This window comes from Burkholderia sp. Ac-20353 (assembly GCF_017104785.1).
Lineage (GTDB): Bacteria > Pseudomonadota > Gammaproteobacteria > Burkholderiales > Burkholderiaceae > Burkholderia.
The window spans coordinates 1-13,336 of sequence record NZ_JAAGPL010000222.1; the positions used below are offsets into that span (position 1 = coordinate 1).

The window sequence follows — 13,336 nt, forward strand, 5'->3', positions numbered from 1 at the left end:
CCCGGCGTGCCGGGATCGATGTCCGCGGCGAGCGCCGGCAACGGCACGGGCACGCCCGCCGACGGGACGTCCTTCGGCGCATCGAACCGGCCGATCAGCGCGTCCGGCGTCTGCCCGGTCAGCACCGCGAGCCGGTGCTCGTCGACGCCGATGGCCGCTTCGTACACGGCAATCCGCGACGTCGTCGATTCGTACTGCGCACGGGCGCGCGCCGCATCGAGTTCGGAGCCGCGCCCCGCGCCGACGCGCGCATTGATCAGCGCGAGCGTCTGCTTCTGGTTCGCGGCGTTCTCGCGCGCGATCCGCAGCCGCTCCTGCGAGCCGCGCAGGTCGACGTAGGTGCTCGCGACCTCGGCCGCGATCGCGATGCGCACCGCGCGCACGTCCGCGGCGCTCGCGGCCGTTTCCGCGCGCTGCGATTCGATCGAGCGACGCACGCGGCCGAACAGGTCGAGTTCCCACGCGGCATTGATCCCGACGCTGGAAATCGGCGTATCGCGCTGGCTGCGCGGCGCGCCGAACGCCTGGTCCTTGCTCGACAGCTGATGGCCGATCCGGCCGCTCGCGGTGATCGTCGGATAGCGGTCGAACGTCGCCTGCGACAGCAGCGCATTCGATGCGTCGTAGCGCGACACGGCGACCTGCAGATCCTGGTTCGCCGCGAGCGCCGCGTCGATCAGCCCGGTCAGCGCCGGATCGCCGAAGCCGCGCCAGAACGCGGCATCGGCGGCGTCCGATGCATCGGGCGGCACATCGGGTATCGAAGCGTCGCGCCCGGTCGCCGGCTGCGCGTCGCGCGCAAACCGCGCAGCGGTGGCCGTATCGGGCCGCTTGAAATCGGGGCCGACCGCGCACGCGGCGAGTGTCACCGACATCGCGAGCGCGGAAAGACGGAAAACGGCGCTCATCGGTTTTCTCCTTCGAGGGTGCCGTGCTGTTCGCTCCAGACGGCCGGCGTGCCGCCCGCGAGCTTGCGGATCGTCACATAGAACACGGGCGTGAGGAACAGCCCGAACAGCGTGACGCCGAGCATCCCCGCGAACACGGTGATGCCGGTGGCCGCACGCACCTCGCTGCCCGCGCCGCTGCCGATCAGCAGCGGCACCGAGCCTGCGATGAACGCGACCGACGTCATCACGATCGGGCGCAGCCGCAGCCGGCACGCTTCGAGCGCGGCTTCGACGGTGCCCTTGCCCTGGATTTCGAGCTCGCGCGCGAACTCGACGATCAGGATCGCGTTCTTGCACGCAAGGCCCATCAGCACGACGAGACCGACCTGCACGAACACGTTGTTGTCGCCGCCCGACAGCCACACGCCGAACAGCGACGCGGCCATGCAGACGGGCACGATCAGGATCACCGCGAGCGGCAGCGTCCAGCTCTCGTACAGCGATGCGAGCACGAGGAACACGAGCATCACCGCGAGCGGGAACACGACGATCGCCGCATTGCTCTGCGTGACCTGCTGATAGCTGAGGTCGGTCCATTCGAGCGTGATGCCGGGTGGCAGGACCTCCTTCGCGATCTGCTGCAGTTTCGCGATCGTCTGCGACGACGACATCACCTTCGGGTCTGCGTCGCCGATCAGGTCCGCCGCCGGAAAACCGTTGTAGCGGACGACCGGGTCCGGCCCGTAGGTCGGCTCGATGGTCACCATCGAGCCGATCGGCACCATCTCGCCTTTCGCATTGCGCGTGCGCAGGTTCGCGATGTCCGCCGCGGTCTGGCGATGGCCGGAATCCGCCTGCGCCATCACGCGGTAGACGCGCCCGAACAGGTTGAAGTCGTTCACGTACGTCGAGCCGAGATAGACCTGCAGCGTGTTGAACAGATCGGTCAGCGCGACGCCTTGCGCCTTCGCCTTCAGCCGGTCGACCTTCACTTCGAGCTGCGGGATGTTCGCCTGGTACGAGCTGACCGGATAGCGCATGCCCGGCGTCTTCGCGACCGCGGCCTGGAACGCGGACAGCGCGTTCTGCAGCGCGCCGTAGCCGAGGCCCGCGCGATCCTCCAGATACAGCGAATAGCCGGACCCGTTGCCGAGGCCCTGGATCGGCGGCGGCATCAGCGCATACGCGATCCCGCCGCTGATGCCCGCGAAACGCGCATTCAGCTCGGCGTTGATCTGCGCGGCGCTGCGATGCCGCTGGTCGAACGGCTTCAGGATGATGTACGAGGTCGTGATGTTCGGCGTGTTCACGCCCTGCAGCGCGTTCAGCCCCGAGAAGCCCGGCACCATCTCGACGCCGTCGGTGCTGCGCGCGATCTTCATCATCTGCTCGGCCACCGCGCTCGTGCGCGACAGCGACGCGCCTTCCGGCAGCTTCGCGCCCGCGAACAGGTACAGCTTGTCCTGGACCGGAATGAAACCGCCCGGCACCGTGTTGAACAGCAGCGCCGTCGCCGCGAGCAGCGCCGCGTAGACCGCGAACACCGCACCACGGCGCTTCAGCGTGCGCGTGACCACGCCGTGATAGCCGTCCGAACTGCGCTCGAAGAAGCGGTTGAACGGATGGAACAGCCAGCCGAATCCGCGGTCGAGCGCGCGCGTGAGCGCATCCTTCGGCGCGCCATGCGGCCGCAGCAGCTTCGCGGCCAGCGCCGGCGACAGCGTCAGCGAGTTGATGGCCGAGATCACGGTCGAGATCGCGATCGTGACCGCGAACTGCCGGTAGAACTGGCCCGTGACGCCCGACATGAACGCCATCGGCACGAACACCGCGCACAGCACCAGCGCGATCGCGATGATCGGGCCGGACACCTCGCGCATCGCCTGGTGCGCGGCATCGCGCGGGCTCAGGCCCTGTGCGATGTTGCGCTCGACGTTCTCGACGACGACGATCGCATCGTCGACGACGATCCCGATCGCAAGCACGAGCCCGAACAGCGTCAGCGTGTTGATCGAGTAGCCGAGCAGCAGCAGCCACGCGAACGTGCCGACCACCGACACCGGCACCGCGATGAGCGGAATGATCGACGCGCGCCAGGTCTGCAGGAACAGGATCACGACGAACACCACCAGCACGACCGCCTCGATCAGCGTGTGCTGCACCGCGCGGATCGACTCGCGCACGAACACCGTCGGGTCCCACACAGGCCGGTACGCGATGCCGGGCGGGAAGCTCTTCGACAGCTCGTCGAGCTTCGCGTACACCGATTTCGCGACCTCGAGCGCGTTCGCGCCCGGCGACAGGAAGACGCCGATCACGGCCGAATGCTTGTCGTTGAAGAACGCGCGCAGCGTGTAGTCGCCCGCGCCGAGCTCGAGCCGCGCGACATCCGACAGCCGCACGACCTGGCCGTCGTCGCCGTTGCGCAGCACGATGTCGCCGAACTCCTGCACCGTGCGCAACCGGCCGCGCACGTTGATCGACACGAGGAAATCGGCTGCCTTCGGCGACGGTTCCGCGCCGAGCTGGCCCGCCGACACCTGTACGTTCTGCTCGCGCACCGCGGCGATCACGTCGCTCGCGGTCAGCCCGCGCGACGCGAGCCGGTTCGGATCGAGCCAGATCCGCATCGCGTAGTCGCCGGAGCCATTGACGCCGACGTCGCCGATGCCAGTGATCCGCGACAGCTCGTCCTTCACGTGCAGCGTCAGGTAGTTGCGCAGGTACAGCGAATCGCGGCTGTTGTCCGGCGAGTAGAGGCTCACGTACATCAGCGGCGTCGGCGACTGCTTCTGCGTCGTCACGCCGTACTGGCGCACTTCGTCGGGCAGGCGCGACAGCGCCTGGCTCACGCGGTTCTGCACCCGCACCGCGGCCGTGTCCGGATCGACGCCCGGCACGAACGTGACGACCACCTGCAGGCTGCCGTTCGATCCCGCGACCGACTTCATGTACATGATCCCTTCGACGCCGTTGATCGCCTCCTCGAGCGGCTCGGCGACCGATTCGGCGATGGCCTTCGGGTTCGCGCCCGGATACGTCGCGCGCACGACCACGCTCGGCGGCACCACTTCCGGATACTCGCCCGCGGGCAGCATCGGAATCGCGATCAGCCCGAGCGCGAAGATGACGATCGACAGCACGACCGCGAAGATCGGGCGGTTGATGAAGAAACGGGAGAAATCCATATCGCGCCTCCCGTCACTGCGCAGCCGGCGCCGCCGCATCGGCGGATGCAGGCAGCGTCGCGGCGACCGGTTGCACGGCGAGCGCCTTCGGCTTCACCGGCGCACCCGGATAGTAGATCCGCTGCACGCCTTCGACGATCACGCGGTCGCCGGCCTTCAGCCCCTTCTCGATGATCCGCTCGCCTTCCAGCGCGCGGCCGATCGTCACGTCGCGGCGCAGCGCCTTGTCGCCCACGCCCACCACGTACACGTACTTGCGGTCCTGGTCGGTCAGCACCGCCTTGTCGTCGACCAGCAGCGCATCCTGGTCGCGGCCGCTGACGAGCTGCACGCGCGCGTAGAGGCCCGGCGTGAACGTGTGGTCCGCGTTGGACAGGCGCACGCGCGCACGGATCGTGCCCGTGGCCGGGTCGAGCCGGTTGTCGAGGAAGTCGACCGTGCCCGCGTGCGGGAAACCCGTCTCGTTCGCGAGGCCGACGCGCACCGGATCGGCGCCGATCGCGCGATGCGCCGGATCGGCGCGCCGCGCGTTGTAGCGCAGGTAGCTCTGCTCGTCGCAATCGAAATACACGTAGACCGGATCCTGCGACACGACCGTGGTCAACAGCGTGTCGTCGGCGCGCGCGAGGTTGCCGACCGTCGCGAGCGCTCGGCCCACGCGGCCCGCGATCGGCGCGCGCACTTCGGTGAAGCCGAGGTTGAGCTGCGCGTCGGCGACGGCGGCTTCCGCCGCCTGCAGGTCCGCGCGCGCCTGCGCATCGGTCGCGTGCGCGTTGTCGAGTTCCTCCTGCGACGTCGCGTGCGCGTCGATCAGCGTCTGCACGCGCTTGAGCTGCACCTGCGCGAGGCTCGCCGCCGCGCGCGCCCGCTGGCGCTGCGCGGTGGCGCGATCGAGCGCGATTCGGTACGGACGCGGATCGATCACGAACAGCACCGCGCCTTGCGGCACGAGATCGCCCTCCTTGTACGCGACACGCTGCAGATAGCCGCTCACGCGCGGCCGCAATTCGACCGCGTCGACGGCCTCGACGCGGCCGTTGAACTCGTCGGCGAGACGCACGGTACGCGGTGCGATCGTCGCGATGCCGACTTCGGGTGGGGATTGGGCCGGTTGACCGGCGTTGCGGTCATGGCAGCCGGACAACGCAAGCAGGAGCGCGCAGACGGCGCCCCGGAATGGCGTCTTGCGGACAGGAAAGGAAAGCATGGAGCCTCGCGGTACGTTAAACTGCCGCGTAGCATAAAAGTTGAAGTTAACTTTAAGTCAAGAATTCCCGGAGGCTTGCATGGGTATCACCGACGAGACGAAATGGCCGCTGATGTCGATTCGCGAAGTGGCCGCACGCAGCGGCGTGCCCGCGTCGACGCTGCGCTTCTACGAGTCGCGCGGGCTGATCCGCTCGCAGCGCAACGGCTCGAGCCATCGCCACTATTCGCGCTCCGTGCTGCGGCTGATCGCCTTCATCGTGTTCGCGCAGAAGATCGGCTATTCGCTCGACGAGATCGCCGAGCAGCTCGTGAGCCTGCCGGCCGACACGCTGCCGACCAACAAGGACTGGCAGCGGCTGTCACGAGGATGGAAGAAGCGCGTCGCGGACCGGATCGAGGAACTGCAGCGGCTGTACATCAATCTCGATGAATGCATCGGCTGCGGCTGCCTGTCGCTGAAGCGCTGCAAGCTGACGAACGCCGACGATCGCGCGGGCCGGCGCGGGCCGGGCGCGCGGCGGTGGCTCGGGGATCCGCCGCCAGTCTGACGACCGCGCGGGCGTTTGGGCCGCGTCGCTCAGCGCCCCAGCAGGTTGATCGCCGTCGCGAGCACGGCTTCCTTGAATTGCTGCTGACGCGTCGGCAGCGACGTGAATTCGTGCATCAGATGGCTGTACGCAACCGTCGTGCCGATCGCGTTCTCGAGCATGAAGAACATCACGTCGGGATCCGTCATCGCGATTTCACCGGCTTCGGCCGCGTCGGTCAGCAGCGGCACCATCACCGCGTGATACGGACGCACGAGCCGCTCGAGCAGCCGGTTGAGCCGCTCGCCCTGCTCCGTCGTCGCGGTCGAGAAGAACATCCCGATGTCCGGCTCGGCGAACACCATGTCGATGCCGAGTTCCAGCGCACGCTCGACGCGCGCCCGGCGTGACAGCGGCGACGTGCGCAACGCGCGCTGCGCGTCGAACAGCGGCGCGGCCAGCTCCGCGATCTGCTCGACGACCGCGAGCCACAGCGTTTCCTTGCTCCCGAAATGGTGCGCGATCAGCGCCGCATCCACGTCCAGTTCGCGCGCGATCTCGCGCACGCTCGTCGCGTCGTAGCCACGTTTTGCAAACATTCCGCGGGCCGCCCGCAAAATCACTTCCGGCCCGACGGACGCGCCCGGCAGCGGCCGTCCGCGCGCGCGCCGCTTCGACGGCGACCGCTCAGAGACTTCATCCACGTTTTCCTGCTCCCTTCTTGTCTTATCTTGCCTCGACCGTGCGTCCGCCCCGAATCCCGGGACCGAACGGTTTTCCCTTCGATTGACACGTCAAGTATCGAAGCGCTAGGATCATACCTTATTCATCATGCGATGATTTAACTATGTCAGAACCACTCCGCATCGTCATCGTCGGCGGCGGCATCGCCGGTTTGCAGCTCGCGACCCGCCTCGGCGAACGGCTCGGCCGCCCTGGCCGTGCCGAAGTCACCTTGATCGACCGCAGCGCGACGCACGTCTGACTCGAAAGGACAGACATCATGGAAGACATCGCAGCTCCGTGGCTTCGAACCGTCGCGGAAATCCGCAGCATCGGCATGCCGCCCGTGCGGTCGGCGGCGGATCGGCGACGCAGCACGACACGCGACAAACTGCCGGCGTGGAACCCGTCGAGCCGGCCGACGATCGGCGTGCTCGAACGGCCGGCGGCCGATTGCGTGATGATTTCATGGTGCGACGCGTGCACCGGGCATTACGGTTATCAGAAATGGCGGCTGTTCATCACGCGGCGACGCGGCGCGTGCGCGCTGTCCGGACGGCCGATCGAGATCGGCGACAGCGTCTACTCGCCGCAACTGCTCGGGTCGACGCCGGGGAATGCCGGCGCGATGATCCTCGCGGACTGTCTGGATGCAGTCGAGGCGGCTTGACGGGGTCGCCGGCCGGAACTTTGCCCGATGCTTACGAACGGCTGACCACGCCGGATCGCATCGCATCTCGCTGCATCACGGCAGCACTCGGCGTTCGCAGCCTCCCGAACGCCACCCGCACGCATAGTGGGAATAAAACCCGCGGCACACCGGTATCACGTGCAGAAGGTGCCGGTTTCTCCGCGGACGACCCGGCCGTCCGGTTTCCCACCATTCGCTTGCGAGGCCCCCATGTCATCATCGAACCCATCGAATCCGTCCCGCCGGAAAGCCCTGCAGTGCATGGCCTTCGGTGGCCTCGGGACGCTCTTCACGCTGTCGGGCGGCGTCCTCGCGCCTTTCGATCTGGCATTGGCGCAACAGGGAAGCGCGCCGCCCGCGAACCTCGGCAAACCGCTGTTCCTGCAGATCAGCGACTCGCACATCGGTTTCAACAAGGAAGCCAACCCCGACGTCGCGAGCACGCTCCAGCGCACGATCGACCTCGTTAACGGCATGCCCGACAAGCCGGCACTCGCGATCCACACCGGCGACATCACGCACCTGTCGAAAGCGTCGGAATTCGATCTTGCGTCGCAGTTGCTGTCCGGATTGACGATTCCCGAACTTCATACGGTTCCGGGCGAGCACGACGTAACCGACGGCAGCGGCGCCGAGTATTTCAGCCGCTTCGGCAAGGCATCGGACAATCGCGGCTACTACAGCTTCGATCACGACGGCGTGCACTTCGTCGCGCTCGTCAACGTGATGCACTTCAAGCCGAACGGGCTCGGTAGCTTCGGGGCCGACCAGCTCGCGTGGCTCGAACAGGATCTCAAGGGCCGCTCGTCGAGCACGCCGATCGTCGTGTTCTCGCACATGCCGATGTGGACGATCTACGAACCGTGGGGCTGGGGAACCGGCGACGCGCCGCAGGCACTCGGCTACCTGAAGCGCTTCGGCTCGGTCACGGTGCTGAACGGACATATCCATCAGATCGTGTCGAAGGTCGAAGGCAACATCACGTTCCACACCGCCCGCTCGACCGCGTTCCCGCAACCGACCGCCGGCAATGGCCCCGGCCCGGTGCCGCTCACGGTGCCGCGCGACCAGCTCGCGAAAATGCTCGGGGTGACCACCGTCGCGTTTGCCGGCCATCCCGCGGCGTCGGCGCTGCACGACTCGACCATCGGTTAAGCGCAAGGAGTGCATCGTGAACAACAAGCCTTCATTCCGCTTCCTGATCGCCGCCGCGCTGTGCTTCGCGGCGTCCGGCGCGTCCGTCCCCGCATTCGCGCAGGGAACCGGCGACACGGTCGTCACGATCAAGAATTTCATGTTTTCGCCGATGTCCACCACGATCAAGGCCGGCACGACGCTCACATGGAAAAATCTCGACGCGGAGCCGCACACCATCGTCAACGACGCCGGCATCTTCCATTCGAAAGCACTCGACGAGGATGAGACGTTCTCGTTCAAGTTCGACAAACCGGGCGTCTACAAGGTGTTCTGCGGCATTCATCCGTTCATGAAGGAAACGATCACGGTCGAGTAAAGCGGATCATCGCAGTCGGTGTGGTCCGGCGGCGCAGTACCCCATGGGGATGCGTCGCCGGACCGCATGGCGGCCGTATGGCGGCTGTATGGCGGCCGTATTCGCCACAATGATCGCGAGGTGCGATACGGTCGCATTCCGGTCGCATTCCGGTCGCGTTATAGCCGCGTTATGGCCGCGTTATGGCCGCGTTACGAACCGGCTCGCATCCGCAGGCGTTCGACGAAGCCGCCCAGCTCACGCGCGTCCGCATCCGTGACGACCCAGTAGTTCATGTGTGCGGTGGCCCAGTGCGCAAGGCTGTAGCCGCGCTGCGCGTAGACGTGCGGCTGTTCTCCGGCACTGTCGGCAGGCCATACGTAGACATTGATCGGATGCAGCCGGTAGCGATACACGAGCACCGCGACCGCGCGCCCGTTCACGTAGTCGAGCCGCCCGCCAACGAGCGGATAGCCGTCGTTCGCGAGCTCCGGCACCGGCGGCGCAAAATCGATCTTCCCGTCGAACCACGGCTTCACCGTGTGCCGGTCGGTCGACACGACGTCGATCAGGTGGCTCGCCTGAAGCGAACGCACATGGTTGTCGACGAGTTCCGAGCGGAGCCGGGCATCGGCGCTCGGCACCGACAGGTAAAGTGACCCGCTCCACGCGAGCACGAACACGCTGACGGCCATGGCACCGGCAGGCGCCCAGATCGGCACGCCGCGCGTCCCGCGCGGCGCCAGCCATTGCGTGAAGCGCTGCAGCACCGTCTTGCGCACACGCAGATCGGACACGATCCGCGCGCGCAGCGCATCCGGCGCACGAAACCGGAGGTCGGGCGCTTTCATCAGCGCACTGACCTGCCGCTGCGTGTCGAACGCCTGCCTGCATGCGCTGCAGCGCGCCAGGTGGCGCTCGAACGCCGCACTCTGCGCGAGACCCAACTCGTTGTCGAGATACGCGGACAGCAAGTCGACCGCCTGTTGATGATCCATCACGCCTCCTGGCCCACGCTCGTCAGAATCGCGGCGAGCTGTCGGCGCCCGCGCCCCAGACGCGACATCACGGTGCCGATCGGAACGCCGACGACGCTCGCAATTTCCTTGTACGACAATCCCTCGATCTCCCTCAGCACGATGACCTCGCGATGCTCGACGCTCAGGCGGCCGAGCGCGCTGACCACACGCTGGCGATCCTGATCGCGCATCATCAGCGTCTCCGGGCTGCACGCGCGTTCGTCGCAGAGGTCCGGCGCACCATCGTCGTCGTCGAGCGACAGCGATTCGGCCGCGTGGCGCCGGCTCTGCCGATACCACGTACAGAACACGTTGCGCACGATGCTCAGCAGCCACGCACGCGCGTCGTTGCCGTCAAACCGGTCGATGAACCGGAATGCGCGGATGTACGCTTCCTGCACGATGTCCTGCGCGTCCTGGTCGTTGCGGGCCAGCCATCGCGCGACGTTGTACGCCGAATGCATGTGAGGCAGCAGCAGTACTTCGAAGCGCCTGACAGAAGATTGCTCGTCCATTCCGAACCCGGATCGTCACTTGACGGAAACTGCACTCGCACAAGTGATAACCGCAGCAACACGGTTTCTATTCCCGGCCGCTGCGCGCATTGCAGGTGCGGCTCGGCAGCGACGACGCCGATTCGCATGTGGCACCGCGACCGGCACGCCCCGCATTCGACGAATCTCGCAAGCGTCCGCACGAGCGGAATAAACACGCGCCCATCGAAGTTGAACGGAATGCAGGACCCGTTGTTGTTCTTTCGAAGGAGCGAGACATGAGCAGGCATCTGATGATCGGCTTCTCCATTGCGGTGCTTTCCGCAACCGGATTCGCCACACATGCGGCTGCGCAAGGCAAGACGCGCGCCGAAGTCCGTCAGGAATTGATCGACGCGCAAAACCACGGAATGCGATTCGTGACCGATACGTCCTATCCCGACGTGAGTCCGCTGTTCCGGCAGCAGGCGGAACGCATGCAGACCCAGCCCGAGCAAAGCGGATCGGGGAATCAGGCCGCGGGTTCGTCCGATGCCGGCAAGCGCGCAACCTCACCGGCGCTGCAGGACACGATGCCGTGCGCGGGTCCGGTCAGCTTTTGCACGCCGTATTTCGGTAGCTGACGCGACGCGCGCCATCCCCGTCGTTTCGCGCCCGCACGACACTACCCAGGAGCTTCATCATGAAACCTTATTTCGGATTTCTGATTTTTTCAGCGCTGCTCGCTAGCCATACGGCGATGGCCCAGACACCAGCCCCACTCACCCGCGCCCAGGTGCTGGACGAGCTGTATCGCCTCGAAGCCGCCGGATACGATCCTTCCGCAGGCGACGAAGGCAACTATCCGGCCGACATTCAGGCCGCGGAAGCGAGGGTTGCTGCGCAGCAGGCCGCACCAGCGGCGTCTTCCGCCGCGACCGGCGCACCCGGGGCCGGAATCTCCATGCAGCCCCGCCAGTAAGCGCGGAGGACGGACGGCGCAGCGGTGCCTGTGCGGTGATGGGCGAAGCAATGCGCGGACATGCCGGCCCGGCTGTTCGCGCAAACGCTGCCGGGTTCGCGGGATCCGTTGCGCCGTTGCCATACAGGCTGTCGGCGCTGACAGCGACCGCTGCACGGGCTGTATGGATTGCCCGCTCCGACAAGACAAAATACGTTATTTGGAAGCGTGAACGCTGTAATCCGTCACGACACCATTTCTTAAATGCACTGTCAGGTATCGGATTGGCTGAGCGGGATTGGCCGCATTCAAAACCTGACCGTTAACCGTATTTGCAGCAACGCCAAGCATTCCCGGCATCGGAATGCTGTTCCAGAGAGACGTAATGCCAATCGTCTTGGCGCGGTTATTTGGATCGTACACATAGCTCCACGATTCACTGCCATCGCTTCGGGTACCCTTGTCGCTCGGGTCCCCAAACAATGCCAGCACCTGATCCCGGCTTGTCTTGCCGGGGATGAGATTCTGCTTCAGGTAAGAAGGGTCGTACCTGGAAGCATCGGCGGTTGCACCGCTCCCCGGAAGCTGCGCACACGCAGATATGACAAGAAAGGCGCACAAGGCCCCGGAATAGGTCAGAGTTTTCATTTTTATATCCGATTATTCAGTAATCCTTCATTAACTCAAGTTACGACGCAATGGATTGCCGACGCAGCGTGATTGTTCGGCCGGTCGCATTCCGGTCCTGATGGTATGCTGGATTTCATTGCGAAAGGTAACTGTCCGTCTCGATCTGGTGCGCTTGCGTCTCAGTGGATAGCGAGATGCGGAGTGCATCGGGATGGCACTCGCGTAGAACATCTCTTTTTCACCAGGACGGAACGTGTTCGGCGATGCGCGTACGGTCGCGGCTTGTCACATCTTGAGTGACGAGAGAAAATGAAAACGGAGATGCGGACGATCGAGAGACTCGCCGACTTTCGATCCGCGAGAAAAACAGAACCACAACACCAATTATTCCAAGGGCTAGCGATGGGAAGCCACCCCGTGCTCGATACCTATCAAATTTCCACGCTCGATGCTCCGCCAAAGGAGCGCTTCGATGCATGGGTATCCGCTAGTGGAGGCTGGATCATCCGGCCACGGCGAAACACCACGGATGTGCGATGCCGGGAGCGATGGGCAGTATCCTTGCCAGCCATCTTCGGTCATTCCACGACAACCTTGCCGGGCTCTCTGCCGCGCAAATTCCCTATCTCACCCAGGCAACGACAAACCTGTTGCTTGCCTGCCTGCAAACGACCCTTGACACATTGATGCAGGCGGATACGGAAATCAATGCAGCGCTTCTGGAAGCGGCGAAAGGATACATCGAAAAGAATTTTACGAACCCGGCGCTGTCTCCGGAACAGATATGCAAGGCAATCGGGATATCGCGAGCGAAACTGTATCGACTCTTTGAACCGGCGGGTGGCGTGATGAAGTTGATCCAGCGAAAGCGCCTCGTGCATATACGAAGCATTCTCGCCGATCCGACTCGACCAAAGGCGAGAATTGCCGACATTGCATGGCGCCATGGATTCGCCAGCGACAAGCATTTCAGCCGATCATTCAAGGCCGAATTTGGATTCAGCCCACGCGAAACGATCAGGCAGGCTTTCCATCAAGATGACAGCCGCCGGCTGGATAGACCACAGCCCGGATCCGATCAAGTCAAATTCAGTGATTGGGCGACACGGGGTGCCAGGTCCGCCTGAATGAACCGATGACACCGGGAAGAGTCCGCACTCGGCAATACCGGCGGGACGATTGAAGGAGGCATGAAGCGGGGAAGCATTGCCGAGACAAAGGACGCCGAACCTTGGCGACACCCGTCTCTCACAAGCCTCCCCTCGATGAATCTCTAACGCAGACGTGCGATTTCAGGCGCACTCGCTTCGAGCGCGCCCCCTCGTCAGCCCTTCAGCGCCCCGAAGATCTCGCCCAACATCGTTTTCGCATCGCCGAACAACATGCGGTTGTTGTCCTTGTAGAAGAGCGGATTGTCCACGCCCGCATAGCCCGAGGCCATGCTGCGCTTCATCACGATCGACGTCTTCGCCTTCCACACCTCCAGCACCGGCATGCCGGCAATGGGGCTGGTCGGGTCGTCCTGCGCCGCCG

The 13,336-nt window shown here is 65.1% G+C and carries 15 protein-coding genes and 1 pseudogene; 8 read left to right on the plus strand and 8 right to left on the minus strand.

Annotation, left to right across the window (positions count from 1 at the left end; genetic code table 11):
- The 3 genes from G3N94_RS35010 to G3N94_RS35020 form a co-directional block, all read right to left on the minus strand.
- A partial coding sequence (locus G3N94_RS35010) for a TolC family protein (protein ID WP_205798562.1) occupies window positions 1-908 on the minus strand: 908 nt, incomplete at its 3' end.
- Entirely contained in the window at window positions 905-4,078 is a 3,174-nt protein-coding gene (locus G3N94_RS35015; RefSeq protein ID WP_205798564.1) for a multidrug efflux RND transporter permease subunit, read from the minus strand. The genes G3N94_RS35015 and G3N94_RS35010, both read right to left, overlap by 4 nt.
- A gap of 13 nt (window positions 4,079-4,091) precedes the next feature.
- On the minus strand, window positions 4,092-5,285 hold the full coding sequence (locus tag G3N94_RS35020) for an efflux RND transporter periplasmic adaptor subunit (protein WP_205798566.1): 1,194 nt from the start codon (window positions 5,283-5,285) through the stop codon (window positions 4,092-4,094).
- A 79-nt stretch (window positions 5,286-5,364) separates the two neighbouring features.
- Here G3N94_RS35020 and soxR point away from each other — a divergent pair, with 79 nt between their 5' ends.
- Window positions 5,365-5,835: a redox-sensitive transcriptional activator SoxR gene (gene soxR, locus G3N94_RS35025; RefSeq protein ID WP_205798567.1), complete on the plus strand. Its 471-nt coding sequence runs from the start codon at window positions 5,365-5,367 to the stop codon at window positions 5,833-5,835.
- 29 nt (window positions 5,836-5,864) lie between these two features.
- Here the strand turns inward: soxR and G3N94_RS35030 are convergent, their stop codons facing one another.
- Window positions 5,865-6,518 (minus strand): TetR/AcrR family transcriptional regulator, encoded by a 654-nt coding sequence (locus tag G3N94_RS35030; RefSeq protein ID WP_205798569.1) that lies wholly within the window; start codon window positions 6,516-6,518, stop codon window positions 5,865-5,867.
- 143 nt (window positions 6,519-6,661) lie between these two features.
- Between G3N94_RS35030 and G3N94_RS35035 the strand changes: the two are divergent.
- The 4 genes and pseudogenes from G3N94_RS35035 to G3N94_RS35050 form a co-directional block, all read left to right on the plus strand.
- A pseudogene (locus G3N94_RS35035) lies at window positions 6,662-6,796 on the plus strand (NAD(P)-binding protein); the annotation flags it as partial.
- Between the two features lie 21 nt (window positions 6,797-6,817).
- A complete protein-coding gene (locus tag G3N94_RS35040; RefSeq protein ID WP_205798571.1) occupies window positions 6,818-7,207 on the plus strand; it encodes a DUF3331 domain-containing protein in 390 nt (129 codons plus the stop codon).
- A gap of 231 nt (window positions 7,208-7,438) precedes the next feature.
- A complete protein-coding gene (locus G3N94_RS35045; RefSeq protein ID WP_205798573.1) occupies window positions 7,439-8,383 on the plus strand; it encodes a metallophosphoesterase in 945 nt (314 codons plus the stop codon).
- 58 nt (window positions 8,384-8,441) lie between these two features.
- Entirely contained in the window at window positions 8,442-8,741 is a 300-nt protein-coding gene (locus tag G3N94_RS35050) for a cupredoxin family copper-binding protein (protein WP_241022251.1), read from the plus strand.
- A gap of 191 nt (window positions 8,742-8,932) precedes the next feature.
- Here the strand turns inward: G3N94_RS35050 and G3N94_RS35055 are convergent, their stop codons facing one another.
- Together G3N94_RS35055 and G3N94_RS35060 are read right to left on the minus strand one after the other, a co-directional pair.
- Complete coding sequence (locus tag G3N94_RS35055) at window positions 8,933-9,718, minus strand: anti-sigma factor (protein ID WP_205798577.1); 786 nt, start codon at window positions 9,716-9,718, stop codon at window positions 8,933-8,935.
- The gene (locus tag G3N94_RS35060; RefSeq protein WP_205798579.1) at window positions 9,718-10,254 is read right to left on the minus strand and encodes a sigma-70 family RNA polymerase sigma factor; all 537 of its coding nucleotides are present in this window, start codon (window positions 10,252-10,254) and stop codon (window positions 9,718-9,720) included. The genes G3N94_RS35055 and G3N94_RS35060 overlap by 1 nt, the downstream gene beginning before the upstream one ends.
- A gap of 95 nt (window positions 10,255-10,349) precedes the next feature.
- Here G3N94_RS35060 and G3N94_RS35065 point away from each other — a divergent pair, with 95 nt between their 5' ends.
- Together G3N94_RS35065 and G3N94_RS35070 are read left to right on the plus strand one after the other, a co-directional pair.
- Window positions 10,350-10,856, plus strand: coding sequence for a DUF4148 domain-containing protein (locus G3N94_RS35065; protein ID WP_346778757.1), 507 nt, complete (start codon window positions 10,350-10,352; stop codon window positions 10,854-10,856).
- A 59-nt stretch (window positions 10,857-10,915) separates the two neighbouring features.
- Complete coding sequence (locus G3N94_RS35070) at window positions 10,916-11,194, plus strand: DUF4148 domain-containing protein (protein WP_205798582.1); 279 nt, start codon at window positions 10,916-10,918, stop codon at window positions 11,192-11,194.
- A gap of 195 nt (window positions 11,195-11,389) precedes the next feature.
- Here G3N94_RS35070 and G3N94_RS35075 read toward each other — a convergent pair whose 3' ends face one another.
- Entirely contained in the window at window positions 11,390-11,821 is a 432-nt protein-coding gene (locus G3N94_RS35075) for a hypothetical protein (RefSeq protein WP_205798584.1), read from the minus strand.
- 518 nt (window positions 11,822-12,339) lie between these two features.
- On the opposite strand from G3N94_RS35075, the gene G3N94_RS35080 reads away from it, so the two are divergent.
- On the plus strand, window positions 12,340-12,930 hold the full coding sequence (locus G3N94_RS35080; protein ID WP_205798586.1) for an AraC family transcriptional regulator: 591 nt from the start codon (window positions 12,340-12,342) through the stop codon (window positions 12,928-12,930).
- Window positions 12,931-13,127: 197 nt separating this feature from the next.
- Here G3N94_RS35080 and G3N94_RS35085 read toward each other — a convergent pair.
- Window positions 13,128-13,336: NAD(P)(+) transhydrogenase (Re/Si-specific) subunit beta (locus tag G3N94_RS35085; protein ID WP_205798588.1), on the minus strand; the 209-nt coding region annotated here is incomplete at its 5' end.

Coding starts and splice junctions, on each gene's coding strand:
- G3N94_RS35040 (WP_205798571.1), top strand. CDS start 6,818: ATGGAAGACATCGCAGCTCCGTGGCTTCGAACCGTCGCGGAAATCCGC.
- soxR (WP_205798567.1), top strand. CDS start 5,365: ATGGGTATCACCGACGAGACGAAATGGCCGCTGATGTCGATTCGCGAA.
- G3N94_RS35070 (WP_205798582.1), top strand. CDS start 10,916: ATGAAACCTTATTTCGGATTTCTGATTTTTTCAGCGCTGCTCGCTAGC.
- G3N94_RS35020 (WP_205798566.1), bottom strand. CDS start 5,285: ATGCTTTCCTTTCCTGTCCGCAAGACGCCATTCCGGGGCGCCGTCTGC.
- G3N94_RS35080 (WP_205798586.1), top strand. CDS start 12,340: ATGCCGGGAGCGATGGGCAGTATCCTTGCCAGCCATCTTCGGTCATTC.
- G3N94_RS35060 (WP_205798579.1), bottom strand. CDS start 10,254: ATGGACGAGCAATCTTCTGTCAGGCGCTTCGAAGTACTGCTGCTGCCT.
- G3N94_RS35045 (WP_205798573.1), top strand. CDS start 7,439: ATGTCATCATCGAACCCATCGAATCCGTCCCGCCGGAAAGCCCTGCAG.
- G3N94_RS35055 (WP_205798577.1), bottom strand. CDS start 9,718: ATGGATCATCAACAGGCGGTCGACTTGCTGTCCGCGTATCTCGACAAC.
- G3N94_RS35075 (WP_205798584.1), bottom strand. CDS start 11,821: ATGAAAACTCTGACCTATTCCGGGGCCTTGTGCGCCTTTCTTGTCATA.
- G3N94_RS35015 (WP_205798564.1), bottom strand. CDS start 4,078: ATGGATTTCTCCCGTTTCTTCATCAACCGCCCGATCTTCGCGGTCGTG.